The sequence below is a fragment of the Moraxella sp. CTOTU48841 genome (genome assembly GCF_032061225.1).
GTDB lineage: Bacteria > Pseudomonadota > Gammaproteobacteria > Pseudomonadales > Moraxellaceae > Faucicola > Faucicola cinerea.
This window is the reverse complement of record NZ_DAMBFQ010000004.1, coordinates 166,040-180,942: the sequence shown is the minus strand read 5'-3', so window position 1 is coordinate 180,942 and position 14,903 is coordinate 166,040. Positions and strand designations below refer to the sequence as shown.

Annotated in this window: 11 protein-coding genes; 4 read left to right on the top strand and 7 right to left on the bottom strand. The window is 44.8% G+C overall.

What is annotated here, in order from left to right:
- Positions 1-38: 38 nt before the first annotated feature.
- The 4 genes from pheS to RT034_RS06380 all read left to right on the top strand — a co-directional run bounded on the left by pheS (position 39) and on the right by RT034_RS06380 (position 4,558).
- Positions 39-1,094, top strand: coding sequence for a phenylalanine--tRNA ligase subunit alpha (gene pheS, locus RT034_RS06395; RefSeq protein WP_065254118.1), 1,056 nt, complete (start codon positions 39-41; stop codon positions 1,092-1,094).
- Positions 1,095-1,100: 6 nt separating this feature from the next.
- Positions 1,101-1,649, top strand: a complete 549-nt coding sequence (locus RT034_RS06390) for a hypothetical protein (RefSeq protein WP_313015158.1) — start codon at positions 1,101-1,103, stop codon at positions 1,647-1,649.
- A 53-nt stretch (positions 1,650-1,702) separates the two neighbouring features.
- On the top strand, positions 1,703-4,117 hold the full coding sequence (pheT, locus tag RT034_RS06385) for a phenylalanine--tRNA ligase subunit beta (RefSeq protein WP_313015152.1): 2,415 nt from the start codon (positions 1,703-1,705) through the stop codon (positions 4,115-4,117).
- A 123-nt stretch (positions 4,118-4,240) separates the two neighbouring features.
- Entirely contained in the window at positions 4,241-4,558 is a 318-nt protein-coding gene (locus tag RT034_RS06380) for an integration host factor subunit alpha (protein ID WP_007117206.1), read from the top strand.
- A gap of 147 nt (positions 4,559-4,705) precedes the next feature.
- Here the strand turns inward: RT034_RS06380 and RT034_RS06375 are convergent, their stop codons facing one another.
- From RT034_RS06375 to RT034_RS06345, 7 genes are all read right to left on the bottom strand, one after another.
- Positions 4,706-5,683 (bottom strand): MetQ/NlpA family ABC transporter substrate-binding protein, encoded by a 978-nt coding sequence (locus RT034_RS06375; protein WP_313015148.1) that lies wholly within the window; start codon positions 5,681-5,683, stop codon positions 4,706-4,708.
- 162 nt (positions 5,684-5,845) lie between these two features.
- On the bottom strand, positions 5,846-6,535 hold the full coding sequence (locus RT034_RS06370) for a methionine ABC transporter permease (RefSeq protein WP_007115396.1): 690 nt from the start codon (positions 6,533-6,535) through the stop codon (positions 5,846-5,848).
- A gap of 67 nt (positions 6,536-6,602) precedes the next feature.
- The gene (locus RT034_RS06365; RefSeq protein WP_313015142.1) at positions 6,603-7,340 is read right to left on the bottom strand and encodes a methionine ABC transporter ATP-binding protein; all 738 of its coding nucleotides are present in this window, start codon (positions 7,338-7,340) and stop codon (positions 6,603-6,605) included.
- A 170-nt stretch (positions 7,341-7,510) separates the two neighbouring features.
- The gene (locus tag RT034_RS06360; RefSeq protein WP_313015138.1) at positions 7,511-9,145 is read right to left on the bottom strand and encodes a sensor histidine kinase; all 1,635 of its coding nucleotides are present in this window, start codon (positions 9,143-9,145) and stop codon (positions 7,511-7,513) included.
- A 169-nt stretch (positions 9,146-9,314) separates the two neighbouring features.
- A complete protein-coding gene (locus RT034_RS06355; RefSeq protein WP_007115400.1) occupies positions 9,315-10,052 on the bottom strand; it encodes a response regulator transcription factor in 738 nt (245 codons plus the stop codon).
- A gap of 302 nt (positions 10,053-10,354) precedes the next feature.
- On the bottom strand, positions 10,355-13,537 hold the full coding sequence (locus tag RT034_RS06350; protein ID WP_313015134.1) for an efflux RND transporter permease subunit: 3,183 nt from the start codon (positions 13,535-13,537) through the stop codon (positions 10,355-10,357).
- 79 nt (positions 13,538-13,616) lie between these two features.
- The gene (locus tag RT034_RS06345; protein ID WP_313015131.1) at positions 13,617-14,867 is read right to left on the bottom strand and encodes an efflux RND transporter periplasmic adaptor subunit; all 1,251 of its coding nucleotides are present in this window, start codon (positions 14,865-14,867) and stop codon (positions 13,617-13,619) included.
- Positions 14,868-14,903 lie beyond the last annotated feature (36 nt).

The window sequence follows — 14,903 nt, the reverse complement described above, 5'->3', positions numbered from 1 at the left end:
AATGCCTATCACTATTGATAACCAAGATTGCAACGCTCATGACAGAAATAACGACTGACAAACTTATCCAATATTCTGAAAATTTAACCGATATCACCCAAGACCAATTCACCCAATTTGTTCAAGATGCCAAAGCCTTAATCAGCACCGCACAAAACCCCCAAGACCTACAAAACATCCGCGTGACTTTAACCGGCAAAAAAAGCCATTTGACTACCTGGTCAAAACAGCTGGGCGGACTTGATGCCGACGGCAAAAAGACCATCGGCGGTATGCTGCATCAAGTACGTACCCAAATCAATGACAGCCTACAACAAGCGCAAAGCGATTTAGAAGCCAAAGCCTTGGCTGCCAAGCTTGCCAGTGAATCCATTGACATCACCCTGCCAGCACGTGGACAACAAGCGGGTAATTTGCACCCTGTCACCATGACCGCTGAGCGTATGCAAGGGTTTTTCCGTCAAGCAGGCTTTGAAGTCGCAACAGGCCCTGAAGTTGAGAGCGACTACTACAATTTCGAGGCGCTAAATATTCCAAGCCATCACCCAGCGCGCGCCATGCACGATACCTTTTATTTTAATGCCAATTATGTGCTACGTACCCATACCAGTTCGGTGCAAATTCGCACGATGGAAAAAGGCAACCTGCCGATTCGTATCATCTGTCCAGGACGTGTGTATCGCAACGACAGCGACCAAACCCACTCACCGATGTTTCATCAGCTTGAAGGTTTGTATGTTAGCGAATCGACCAATTTTGCTGAGTTAAAAGGCTTGATTCATGAGTTTTTGCAGGCGTTTTTTGGTCGCAAACTTACGGTGCGTTTTCGCCCGTCGTATTTTCCATTTACTGAGCCGTCTGCAGAAGTGGATATCCTTGCCGATACTTATGCAGGTGGGGGCAAATGGCTAGAAGTGATGGGCTGTGGTATGGTGCATCCAAAAGTGTTGTCCGATAGCGGTATTGACCCGACCAAGTACCAAGGTTTTGCATTTGGGATGGGGATTGAGCGCTTTGCCATGTTGTATTATGGGGTGAATGATTTGCGCTTGTTCTATCAAAATGATGTGCGTTTTTTAAAACAATTTGCATAACATAGCATGAGTTTTTCAATAGAAACATTTACTGAAGCTTACCATGCTATTGATATTGGCATGCTCAATGACTCTGCTAATCGTTTTTTTCGACGGCTGTTAAATTTAGATAATGACATAGATTTAAAGTTGAAATTTAGAAAAGGTTATCAAGAACAAGCTTTTGAAACACTCATACCCAATGAAGACCTATTTTTTATAGAGTCAGAATTTCTAGATGTTTATTTAATGCTTCATTTTGAGCAAGATAGTGGCTATGAGTTAATGGGCTTTGATAAAACAAATTATATTTTTCACATTACTGGATTAAAAGTAGATATCGAGCGGATTGAAATTGTATTAGCTTTAAGCATTCTATTCGCTGTTGCAAGTTATTTTGGGAACGATTTTATTAATGCTGATAATATTTTCCCAAATGTGATGAAATTGGATACAGCGGGTAATGTTATTTATTACATTAATGATATTTTGCACAGTGTTAAAGAAAATAATTTAAAACCCTTTAGTCAGCAGTCAATATTGGAATTCAATCGAAAGGCATTTCAAACTTTGTAAAAAGTTAAAACGAATATAATTGATAGTTTGTTAAATTTTAGAGAAATTTTAAGATGAAAATTAGCGAAAACTGGTTACGCCAATGGGCAAACCCAAACTTAAGCGCAGAGCAAATTGGCGAACAACTGACGATGGCAGGCTTAGAGCTTGATAGCTTGGATAAAGTCGCCAAAGACTTTAGTGGGGTAGTTGTCGGTGAAGTGATTGACGTCACCCAACACCCCGATGCTGATAAACTGCGCGTTGCCAAAGTGAATGTCGGTGAGCATAGCGAAGCACCGCTACAAATCGTTTGCGGTGCACCCAATGTGGCCGCTGGCGTGCGTGTACCTGTGGCACTGGTGGGCGCCAAACTGCCACCTGCACAAGGGGATGAACCCTTTAACATTAAAAAAGGCAAACTGCGCGGCGTAGAATCGCATGGTATGCTGTGTGGTGGTAGTGAGATTGACTGTGATGATGGTGTTGATGGCTTGTTAATTTTGCCAAATGATGCGCCCATTGGCATGGATATTCGAGCGTATCTTGGCTTAGACAATCATGTGCTAGATATTTCAATCACCCCAAACCGTGGCGACTGTTTTAGTGTGCGCGGTATCGCCCGTGAGCTTGCCGTGCTCAATGATTTAACATTTCAGCTACCCTTTGACCATATCACCGCAGCTGTGACCGACAACGATAGCCAAGCGGTTAGCGTAGAAACCACCGACTGCCCACGTTATTACGCGCAACTGGTCAGTGGACTGACAGGCACCACGCCATCACCTGATTGGATGAAACAAGCCCTGAATGCCTCAGGCGTCAAGCCACGTAATTTACTGGTGGATGTCACCAATTATGTACTACTTGAGCTCGGTCAGCCGCTGCATGCGTTTGATGCCGATAAGTTGGTGGGCGCAATTATTGTGCGCCATGCCCAACAAGGCGAAACCCTTGAGCTATTAAATGAGCAAACCATTACCTTACAAGGTGATGAGCTGGTGATTGCCGATGAACAAGGTGTCATTGCGTTAGCGGGAATCATGGGTGGACTTCGCACCGCAGTGACCGATAGCACGACCCGAGTGGTAATCGAGAGCGCATTTTTCAAACAGTTAGCGATTGCAGGTAAAGCACGCCGTTTCGGTTTGCATACCGATGCGTCACAGCGTTTTGAGCGGGGTGTCGATTTTGAATTGCCAAAATTGGCACTCGACCGCGCGGTCAATCTATTGGCGACATTTGGCAATGGCTCAAGTGAGGTTAGGGTCGGTCAAATCACGCTAGTTGAAAACACCGATGAACTGCCAAAACGTACGCCAGTGACGCTACCGATTGTCAGTATCAATAAATTGTTAGGCGCGGATATCGCCACCGACAAAGCCATAGAGATTTTAAATAGTTTACAAATCAGCACCGAGTTACAAGGCGAAAATCTGGTTGCCACGCCGCCGAGCCATCGTTTTGATATCGCCTTACCCGAAGATTTGATTGAAGAAATCGCCCGCATTTATGGCTATAACAATATTGCCAACAAACTGCCGGCGTTTACCAGTAACTTGTTTGACAATAAACGCCAAAATGATTTGCATAACTTAAAAATGAGCTTGGTCAATCAAGGTTATTTTGAAGCGGTGAGTTTTAGTTTTAGTGATGCCAAAGTCGAAGCTTTGTTTGATGGGGCGCATTTTGCTGCACCACTCGCGCTTGCCAATCCAATCTCAAGTGACTTAGCGGTCATGCGTCGTACCCTGCTGTCTAGTTTGTTGCCTTGTGTGCAATATAACTTAAACCGTCAACAAAACCGCGTGCGTCTGTTTGAGACGGGTCTACGTTTTGATGGCAGTGATATCGCAAGCTTAAACCAAGTGGACACCTTGGCGATGGTGGCAGTCGGCAGTACCCATCCAGAGCAGCATCATGACAGCCGTGTGATGGATTTTTACGACCTAAAAAATGACGTCGAATCGGTTTTTCCACGGTTTGCCCAGTCCGCTATCAGTTATCAACGTAGCGAGCAGCCGTTTTTACACCCCGGTCAAAGTGCCGATGTACACTATCAAGGCAAAGTGGTTGGCTGGTTAGGTCAGTTGCACCCACAGATTGCCAAAGCCTTGGATTTGCCGACCACTTGGGTGGCGCAGCTGAATTTACAGATGGTCATTGACATGCATCAACAAGCATTGACCATCATGACGCCAAGTAAATTCCCACAAGTACGCCGCGATATCGCCGTGGTGGTAGACCAGTCGATTGCTATGCAATCAATGAAGGATACTATCAAACAAGTCGGGGGCGAGCTATTAAAAGATGTGTGGTTGTTTGATGTATATGCTGGCAACAACTTGCCTGAAAATCAACAATCGCTTGCTTTTGCACTGGTATGGCAAGACCTCGATGCCACGCTTTCTGACGAGCGTATCAATGCACAAATGGAAGCTGTCATCGCTGCGCTACATGAGCAGTATCACGCAACGCTACGTATGTAATCTTGTACTAGCAAATTATGCCAGTCGATACAATGTTTTTCTTTGATTTTAAAGTAAAAATAACTATCGACTGCCTTTGCTAGAATCGCTAGAATAGGAACATTTAGTAGGGTGGGTATGATAATGAATATGCAAGTTGAAGGAAAAACCTTAACCAAATTAGAAATGATCAATCATTTGATGGAAAATTTGGGCATGACGCGCCAAGACAGCCGCGCATTTGTGGAGAATTTTTTTTCAGAGTTGTCAGAGACGTTGACCAAAGGTCACCAAGTCAAGCTATCGGGTTTTGGTAACTTTGAAATCAAGGATAAAAGCCAACGTCCAGGTCGCAACCCAAAGACTGGCGAGATGGTTCATGTCACAGCGCGCCGCGTTGTTACCTTTAAAGCGGGGCAAAAAATGCGTCGCAGTATTGAAGATAAACTGTTCACAGAATAACGCGCTTTATTATTTTTAGATTATTTCCAGTTAATTGAGGCGTTTTAAAATCACTTAACAAGTTTTGACCGTAAAACATTCTGTCCATAAAATTTAATCATAAAAAAAAGAAGCTGAAAGCTTCTTTTTTTTATGCCAATTATGCCATTATTTGGCAGTAGAGGCAGTAGCACTGGCAGCGGCTGGTGTCGCAGGGTTTTCACCCCAGATAGCTGGGTATTTATAACCTGGGAAAGTTTTGTGGGCGTATTGTTTAAATTCTTCTGAATTATACGCATTGGTCACGTCTTTTACCCATTGTGTGTCTTTGTCTTTGGTGCGAATCGCTGACCAGTTGACATACGCATAGCTGGGTTCTTGGAACAGCGCTTCAGTCAATTTGATACCTGAGCTGGTCGCATAGTTACCATTGATGACTGCAAAGTCAACATCTGAACGCGCACGTGGTAATTGTGCAGCTTCTAGCTCTACCAATTTGATATTTTTTGGGTTTTCTGCGATATCATTTTTTGATGCAGTGAGTGGGTCGATATTGGCTTTAAGTTTTACCCAGCCCAGTTCGTTGAGCATTACTAGCGCACGCGCAAAGTTGCTTGGATCGTTCGGTGCAGCCACGGTGGTACCGTCTTTGACTTGTTTTAGGTCATTTAATTTACCTGGATAGATGCCAAGCGGTGCGGTAGGCACTTGGAAGGCTTCAACGATATCTAGGTTGTTGTCTTTTTTGAAGGTATCGAGATAAGGTTTGTGTTGGAACACGTTGATATCAATATCGCCATCGGCTAAGGCTTTATTTGGGCGCACATAGTCAGAGAATTCAACCAATCTGACTTTATAGCCTTGTTTTTCTAACTGCGGTTTGACAGAGTTTTTGACCATGTCACCAAAGTCGCCCACAGTAGTACCAATCACAATTTCAGATTTGTTCGGGTCGATACCTGTGCTTGCCGCTGCTGTGGTCGTGGTTGAGCTTGCGGTAGTCGTGGTTGTAGTTGTGGTGGTGCTGGCTTGTGCTGTGGTTTCGGTTTTGCTTTCTGGTTTGCTACAACCGACTAGGGCAATCCCTGCCACCCCTACAGTTGCTAGCAGCTGCGCGATGTGGCTTGATAAATGCGTTAATTTCATACCTTCCTCCAAAAATGAAAAAATAAACGGACAAAACAATCAGCTTACCTTAACATATTCATAAAAAAAATGTTATTGAGAGTTAACCTATGGATATGAAATTTTTTCATAATTCCTAGAAAAACCATCAATAACAATTTTTTAAACAGCCATCAGCTAAAATTAACGTTTATCCAGACGGTGCGCCAAAATATTACCAACCGATTGGATGATAATCACCATCACCACCAATAAAATCACCATAAAAATCATCACATCATTTTGGTAGCGGTTATAACCATAACGAATCGCCAAATCACCGAGACCGCCACCCCCAATCATACCCGCTGCCGCACTGTAAGAGAGTAAACTAATCATCAAGGTAGTAATACTCAAAATCAAACTTGAGCGTGACTCGACCAATAACACGTTGCGAATAATCGTCCCTGTACTTGCACCCATTGATAACGCCGCTTCGATGATACCTTTTGGCACATCACGCAGATTTTGCTCAACGAGCCTAGCAAAGTAGAAAATACCGGCGACACTCAAAGCAAGCGATGCCGCGATTGGACCAATGGTGGTACCGACAATGAGGCGAGTGACAGGAATAATCACAATCATCAAAATCACAAACGGAAAAGCACGCATAATGTTGGTAAAGTTGCCAAGTCCTGCATACAGCGATTTGTTGTCGGCGAGCTGATTTTTACTGGTCAAAAATAGCGCAACGCCGAGCAATGTACCAAAGATGACTGACGCAACCGTTGAGATACCCACCATAATCAGCGTTTCCCAAAACGCTTGCCAAATTTCTGCCTTCATCCCCAAGAGATTATCAACCGCGCTTTGCCAAGTTAATGTATTTGCCATGAAATTACCCAACGATTCAATTTAAAACTTAAAAGATTATCCAGCCATCGACGATGTTTGTGCGCCGTTAATCATCACTAATCAGCAGTTGCCCAATCGGCGTGTTGGCATGAATTTGCCCCGAATGTACGTCAGCGACTTCCAGCAATCTGCCCTTATCAAGCAGGGCGACGCGGTTACACAGCTTGCGAATCACGGACATTTCATGGGTCACAATCACGATAGTGACGTTAAACTTGTCATTAATATCTTTGAGACAGGCTAACACCGATTTGGTGGTCGCAGGGTCGAGCGCAGAGGTGGGCTCATCGGCGAGCATTACATGAGGCTTGGGTGCTAACGCCCGTGCGATACCTGCCCGCTGTTTTTGACCGCCAGAGAGCTGGGCGGGATAGTGGTTGGCGCGATTGACCAAATCGACAATTTCAAGACATTCCATCACCCGCGGCTTGATGGCCGTTTTTTCCCAACCGGCAATCTCTAGGGCAAAGGCAATGTTTTGTGCCACCGTGCGATTTGCCATCAGATTAAACTGCTGAAAAATCATCCCGATATTTTGACGGGCATGGCGCAAATCGTGGGTGGACAGCGAGGTCAGCTCCTTGCCATCGATGGTGACAGTGCCGCTATCTGGGCGTTCAAGTAAATTAATCAAGCGTAGCAAAGTAGATTTGCCTGCGCCCGAATAACCCATCAAGCCAAAAATCTCGCCTTGTTGGATTGAGAGCGATGTCGGTTCTACCGCGGTAAACCAGTTGCCATCTTGGGTTTGGAAGCGTTTGGTAACGTTATCAATGGTAATCATGATAATAAAAAATTTTGCAGTGGTTAAAAGAAGGTAATTTTAGCACAGCTCGTCGTCAGCGTTTAGTCGCTTTAACGAATAAATAAATGCCGAATGGTATGTTTAATTAAATAATAGAGGAGAAAACCGAAAAAAATTTGTGACAAAACTATAGGCAGAGATAAAATCGGTTACGATTGGGTAATAGGTAATGTGACCAAAAAGCGGGTATGACCATGCACTGTGTCGGTGATAATACTACCGCCATGGGCTTTGACAATCTGCGCGACCAAAGATAGCCCGAGCCCTGAGCCTTTTTTCTCTTGTTGTAGCCGTACAAATGGACTGAAAATATCGGTGCGTTTGTCTTCAGGAATGCCTGTACCTTGGTCGATAACCGCAATACGCACCTGATGAAATTCTGGTAAGTGCACAATGTCAGATTTTTTACGTGAAAAAATAGACGATTTATTTTTTGGTTTGTTAGCCAGTTTGCTCGAAGTTGCCTCGCTATCTGCTGTGACCGTTGCTGTGTTGGTTGCGGCAGGTCTAGTTGTCGCTGACATCGTAGTATCAAAGGTGATGTCATCGCCGTTTGTAGGGTCACTGGTGTTATCTTTTATAGAGGCGGACAAAGCCACCTTATCTCTTTCAGCATCGGTATGTTTTTGAGTATCGGTATCTTTTGTACTCTCTTGGATGGTAGGTAGGGCATCAATTGCCAGTTGATTACCCACATCATCAATGGCATACAGCTGTACGCTCACAGGTGGGACGCCATGAAGATGGGCATTGTCGAGCAAATTACGCACAAGGTGAGTGAGAAGTTTGGCTTGCCCTTGGATGATAACGTGACCACCCGCAAATGTAGCTTGTGGGTAGTGCTGAATCTCGTTTTTAATTAACTCATATAAATCGACGTCTTCTACTTTTTCTATCGCATGACCGGCATCCATACGACTGACGAGTAAAATACTTTCCACCAAATCATTAAGACCCGTCAAATCACGGTTGATGGCATCGGCACGTTTTTGTACTTTATCTTGTATGGTTTTGTCAAACTGACTTGCCAGCATCGTCATCATTTCAACTTGTAGACGAATACGGGTAATCGGTGTGCGAATCTCATGTGAGGCATGCGCTAACAGCAATTTATTGGCATTCATCAAGGTTTCGATGCGTTCGGCGGTTTGGTTAAAACCACGTGCCAAAATAGTAATTTCATCGTTGCCTACAGGCGTGACACGGGCAGAGAAATCGCCATCACCCAATTGGGTAATTTGCCGACTTAGCTGATTGATACGCCATGTCATGGTGCGCGCAATCATCCATAACATGCCCGACATAATGAGCAGCAGTAGCAAAGTGCCTGTCAGTAAATTAATCGCTGGTGAAATCGCACGGCGGTTACTAAGTTTTGATTGGTATAACAGCACATAACCTGATTGGCTATTGACTTGAATTTCGGTCGGATGCTTTGGATCATCTCTAGGAAACAAGGATAAAAAAAATGGCGGGTTTGGCGGTAAGGTGGCAGGCAGCCCACGCATTATCATAATCGCTTCGCCACTTTTGCCATCGTATAGACCAAATTTGGCGTTCAGTGAATCGCTATAGATATTAAAACTACGACGTACTAGGGCAAGTAAATAACGGGTTTCGAGGTTCTTTTTTTGGTCTTGAGCGGTACGCAGCTCAACTAGTAGCGGGTCTAGCTGCTGGGTGACTTGGCTGGCAATAACTTGGTGGCGAGTATTGGCAGAGGTATCATGCACCAAATGGCTTAAAACTACCATTGCCCCAGCAAAAATGACCAATGCCAGCATAACGCTGGCAAATAACTTGCTAAATACACTATTAAATTTTATGCCGCTCAATCGCACACAGAATCCAGAAATCGTGGGTCATCACAGGCTATTATAATAGCTTTGCTAGCATAAATAACCAAGGATAATGACCTTTTGCGTGTTAAATTTGTCAAGCAATCTTACACTCTTACACTTGGTCAGTGGCAAACTGATAGCCGACACCACGCACTGTGATGATGCGTTTTGGCTGGCGAGGATTGTCTTCAATCAGCGCGCGCAGACGTGAAATATGCACATCAATGGCACGGTCGATGTTATCACTACTGTCATCGTTTGGCATCGCATGCCACAGCTGTTCACGGCTCAGTACTTTACCTGAGTGGGTAGCAAAGTAATGCAATAACTGAAACTGATGAGTAGTCAAACGCACCGGCTCATCATCAATCGTCACTTCATGGCTGTCTGGATAAACCTTTAAGCGACCAAATACTAAGTTATCTTCTTTTTGCTGGTGAAGCGGCAGGTCGTGACGGCGCATGACTGCACGGATACGCGCCAATAGTTCACGCGGTTCAAATGGTTTTGAGACATAATCATCCGCGCCCATCTCAAGACCCAACACACGGTCAGTGGTGTCACCCTTAGCAGTGAGCATGATAATCGCCGTTTGCGCCAGACGGCTATCTTTGTGCTGACGAATACGTTGACACACTTGCATGCCATCCATATCCGGCAACATCAAATCTAAAATCACCAAATCAATGGATTTGGCAGGGTTAAATAGCGTCTCTAACCCTTCTGTTGCGGTTGGGGCATGCTGAACCTCATAATAGTTCATGCCCAAATATTCGCTAATCAACTCGGCTAAATCTGGATCATCCTCAATCAATAGTACGGTTTTAGTACCACTATTATTATCTTCCATCACCAACTCCAAAAATTCTCTAAAATAAATCAGTTATTATTATTGCTTTTGCTCATCAAAGCCAGACTTCTATCATCAATCAAGAGATTATTATCATAAGCAAGAGATTATTATCATAAAGCAAGATACTATCAATATGATAGTGTCTTACACAGATTTATAAAACTTCTTAGCTGCCAATCATACAGCTATCAATCACACAGCTTAATTAATCCAATTAATGCATAGCCCAATTTAAAATTGTACTGGGCTACTCATTCTTAAGTTTCTTTACACTGTATAAAATTGTAATGAATTATTGCTTAAAGTGAGTCTTGGCGCTCTATTGCAAGGGTTTTCGCTTTCTTTTTAGCAAAAAAGCTAAAAAACCGCTGTTTGCCATCATCTAAATAGGTATAAATCACAGGCACCACAATCAAGGTCAATAAGGTTGAAGTAATCACCCCGCCAATAATGGCGTGTGCCATCGGTGCTTGCTGCTCCGACCCTTCACCAATGCCAAGTGCCAGCGGTATCATCCCCATCACCATGGCAGCGGTAGTCATCAAAATGGGGCGCAGGCGCGTTTGCCCTGCCAGCATAATAGCTTCATTACGGCTCAAACCGTTTGATAAAGATTCTTTAATAAAATCAATGAGCAAAATTGCATTTTTACACACCAATCCCATCAGCATGATAATGCCGATGATAGAAAATATATTAAGACTAGAGCCAAATAAAAATAACGCAAAGAACACCCCAATTAGCGATAACGGCAGCGATGCCATAATCGCCACAGGGTATAAAAAGCTATTAAACTGTGACCCTAACAACATATAAATAAACACGATTGCCAGTCCAAGTGCGGTTGTTGCGTAGCCAATGGATTCGGCCATGTCTTTATTAGAGCCTTGTACCGCAAAGCTGTAACCGGGTGGCAGTTTCATTTCGTTTTGGATTTTTGTGATATCCGCGCCGATATCACCTGCTGGTCTGCCGTCTGTGTTGGCTTGGACTACCACCTCACGAAACAGCGAACGGCGGTTGATTTGCGGTGCACCCAAGGTTTCACTAAAATTCGCCACTTGCGATAGCGGCACTAGTATCGGCTGACCATTTTGATCCATACGGCTTGATGACAAGTACATAGATTGTAGTTGCGAGATAGTCTGGCGGTTGTCGTCATTTAAGCGCACGTTGACATCGATATTGTTGCCGTTGTCATCTTTAAAGGTGCTCACATTATCACCGGCCAGCAGCGGTCGTAATGCTTGTCCGATTTGACCAATCGAAAGACCGGCATCATTTGCTGCTTCTCGGTTAATGGTGACATTGACCATTGATTTGGGCTGTTTAAGGGTGCTTTCCAAATCTACCAAGCCATTGACGTTTGAGAGTTTTTGCATAAACTCATTGGATAAGCGTTGCAGCTCATTTAAATCATTGCCTTTGATGGATATCATAATTGGCTTAAGACCACCGCTGACCGCCATGGCAGCGGCTGCCACTGAGGTAACTTTAATACCGCCTACCTGCTGCAATTGCTCACGCATGGCACGGTTTAAGGCATCTAATCCGCGCGTGCGCTCATCTTTAGGTACTAATGATACATTCACTTGTACCCGATTGTTACCGCTATAGGACATGGCATTAACCGTGGCATAAGTATTGGTAACTTCAGGAAAACTTTGTAATACCGCGTTGACTTGTGCTGCTTTTTGCTGGGTATAGTCAATATTGGCATTGACAGGCGTTTCAAATTTGACTTTGATTTCATTCATATCCGCTTGCGGAACAAACTCTTTGCCCACCAACCCCACGGCAAAAAACGCGGCAACCAGTGAGCCAATTGCAATCAGCACTGTTATCAAACGATGGCGTAGACTCCATGCAAGAATATGGCTGTATAGATTGGTCAACCGATCTAACAGGCGCTGAAAACCCGCTAATAGCCAAGCAATCGGTCGCTTGCGAAACGATACACGCTCATTGTGTCGGTCATGTTGGTGCGCGGCATCTGGGTCTGGCCAAATCGAAGACAACATCGGGTCAAGCGTGAAACTAACAAATAACGACAGCAACACAGCGGTGGAAACGGTCACACCAAACTGATAAAAAAAGCGTCCAATAATCCCGCCCATAAAAGCCACGGGTAAAAATACCGCCACAATCACCAGCGTCGTCGCTAGCACGGCAAGCCCGATTTCTTGGGTGCCATCAAGCGCCGCTTGGCGGTGATGTTTGCCCATACCCACATGGCGCACGATATTTTCCCGCACCACAATCGCATCATCAATCAATAGTCCGATACATAATGCCAGCGCCAGTAGGGTCATCATGTTGATGGAAAAACCAAACGTCCAAATCGCCGCTAAAGTACCGAGCAGTGAAATGGGCAGCGTCAATCCTGTAATAATGGTCGAGCGCCACGACCCTAAGAACAACCAAACAATAAACACCGCCAATATCGCCCCTTCAATCAAGGTGCGTACCACATTATTTAACGAGCCACGAATACTTTTTGAGCTATCAGCGACCACCGTCATGGTGACACCTGGGGGTAGGGTCGCTTGGATTTCTGCCAGACGCTGTTGGGTTTTATCAACCACATCAATCACATTGGCATCCGACATTTTTATAATGTCCATTGCCACCGCAGGTTGACCATTTTGTAGCGACGCTGACTCAGCCTCGGCTTGTCCATCAACGACTTGGGCAACTTGCGATAGGTACACAGGCACGATAGCACCCGTGCTTGAACGATTTTGGGCGACAATGATTTGGTTAAACTCATTGGGTGTTTTGACCAACCCGTTGACTTGAATCACCATTTCTTGGTTTTGATTATTGATAGTACCGACAGGTAATTCGACGTTCTCTGAGCGTAGCGCATTGCTAATTTGATTGACTGAGACTTTATAAGCATTCATTTGGGTGGGATTGAGTAGCACACGGATTTGACGCTGACGCCCCCCCAAAATATCGACCCGACCCACCCCTGTAACCGTTTGCAGCTGTTTTTTGACCGTGTTGTCTAAGTAAGTGGATAGTTCCCGAAGCGACATTTTTTCAGAGCGAAACGTGACGGACACCACAGGCGCATCGGCAGGATTGTACTGCGCAACGATAGGCGTGGTAACTTCATCCCGAAAGGTGGGGGTCACCAGTGCCAATTTATCACGCACGTTTTGCGCGGCAACATCGGACGAGATATTTAAATCAAACTGCACGATGACTTGTGACAAGCCTTGTTGGGTGACGGAGGTCACTTCTTTGACACCGGCGATGGTATTGACTTGGTCTTCAATTTTTTTGGTAATGTCGGTCTCGATGACTTCAGGCGAAGCACCACTATAAACGGTATTGACCACCACAAAAGGGAATTCAATATTAGGAAATTCCTCAACTTTCATGCGAAATGTTGCTAGTAGTCCAATGACCATCAGCGCGAGCATGATCATGGCGGCAAACACAGGATTGTTGATACTGACGCGGGTGAGCCACATAGCAAATTCCTAATACCAAAATTTTTAACAGTGAAATTTTTAACAATATAAAATGATTGAATGAAACACTATCAGTAAGCTATTTGAGCACGACTTTTTTACCCACATCATTGGCATTGAGATTTGCCACAATCACCGTGGTGTTAGCCTCGATGCCAGCAATCAAGTACTGACTGGTATCGTCAAGGTGTTTGAGTACCTTAATAGGCTGTTTGGTAATCACATTGTCTTTACTGACCACTAAAATCGTGCCTGTTTCTAAGGTTGGACTTGTGGCAGATGGGTCACTGGATTTATTGGCTGCGCCTTTTGATCCAGATTCGAGGGCTGTAGATTCTGGAGCTTTAGACTCCAGCATTACTGCTGACATCGGCACCAATACCCCAACTTGTGCAACCCCATAATTAAGCTTGCCTGTGGCATACATACCCGGTCGAAGTCCACGATTACGCTGAGAAGGCTTAACCGCGATATAAATCGTCAGCTGGCGAGTGGCGGCATCGACTTGGGGCGAAATGCGGCTAATTTGTCCGATGTACTGATTGGTTTGATTACTAATAGTAAAAGGCACTTGTTGACCAAGTTGTAGCTGTGTTTGTGCTTCGCTAGGGACATTGGCGGCAAACTCAAGTTTATTGGGGTCAATGATTTCCATCAAGGCTTGGTTTTGCGTGACTACCTGTCCGACATTGACGCTGCGGCTGCTGACAATCCCAGTGGTAGGCGCATAAATCGTGGTATCACCAAACATTTTTTGTGCACTACTTAATTGGGCTTGTTTGGCTTTGATGGATTCACGCTGCGCAATGCTGTCTGCCACACTACGCTCATACTCTATTTGTGAGACAAAGCCTTGCTCGAGCAAAATTTTGTTGCGCTCAGCAAGTTTATTGGCGACGATGGCTTGTGCTTGGGCAGCGGCAACATCGGCTTGCGCTTGAGCGAGTTGGTTTTTACTATCACTGATATCAAGTCGCACCAGTGGCTCACCTTTTGCTACCGTTTTACCCACATCGGCCAGTACTTGCTGCACTTGTGCATTCACGGTTGATTGTACCACTGTGTGGTCTGAAGGCTGCAGTGTCCCTGTCACGGTGACGCTCGGTTCAAATCGGTCTGCTTTGGCGGTGATGACATCGGCGGCTAATAGCTGAATCTCGTTATTGGCGATTTGCGTGGTGGCTGACGCGGTGGTAACTTGAGTGTTTTGGGTTGACAGCGGGCTTTTGCTATCGTTTTGCTGTTTTTGGCAACCGCTCAAACTAATAACAGCGCTAGCCACGGCTAGGCTTAATGGTAGAACTTTGGTGATAAACTTCGATGTTATCATGAATGAGACGTCCTCAGCGCAAACAATCAACTTAAA

What these genes read in the sequence shown, in the direction of transcription:
- RT034_RS06370 (WP_007115396.1), bottom strand. Translation starts at nt 6,535, where the DNA reads ATGGCAAATACATTAACTTGGCAAAGCGCGGTTGATAATCTCTTGGGG.
- RT034_RS06380 (WP_007117206.1), top strand. Translation starts at nt 4,241, where the DNA reads ATGAATATGCAAGTTGAAGGAAAAACCTTAACCAAATTAGAAATGATC.
- RT034_RS06350 (WP_313015134.1), bottom strand. Translation starts at nt 13,537, where the DNA reads ATGTGGCTCACCCGCGTCAGTATCAACAATCCTGTGTTTGCCGCCATG.
- pheT (WP_313015152.1), top strand. Translation starts at nt 1,703, where the DNA reads ATGAAAATTAGCGAAAACTGGTTACGCCAATGGGCAAACCCAAACTTA.
- RT034_RS06390 (WP_313015158.1), top strand. Translation starts at nt 1,101, where the DNA reads ATGAGTTTTTCAATAGAAACATTTACTGAAGCTTACCATGCTATTGAT.
- RT034_RS06345 (WP_313015131.1), bottom strand. Translation starts at nt 14,867, where the DNA reads ATGATAACATCGAAGTTTATCACCAAAGTTCTACCATTAAGCCTAGCC.
- RT034_RS06360 (WP_313015138.1), bottom strand. Translation starts at nt 9,145, where the DNA reads ATGCTGGCATTGGTCATTTTTGCTGGGGCAATGGTAGTTTTAAGCCAT.
- RT034_RS06355 (WP_007115400.1), bottom strand. Translation starts at nt 10,052, where the DNA reads ATGGAAGATAATAATAGTGGTACTAAAACCGTACTATTGATTGAGGAT.
- RT034_RS06365 (WP_313015142.1), bottom strand. Translation starts at nt 7,340, where the DNA reads ATGATTACCATTGATAACGTTACCAAACGCTTCCAAACCCAAGATGGC.
- RT034_RS06375 (WP_313015148.1), bottom strand. Translation starts at nt 5,683, where the DNA reads ATGAAATTAACGCATTTATCAAGCCACATCGCGCAGCTGCTAGCAACT.
- pheS (WP_065254118.1), top strand. Translation starts at nt 39, where the DNA reads ATGACAGAAATAACGACTGACAAACTTATCCAATATTCTGAAAATTTA.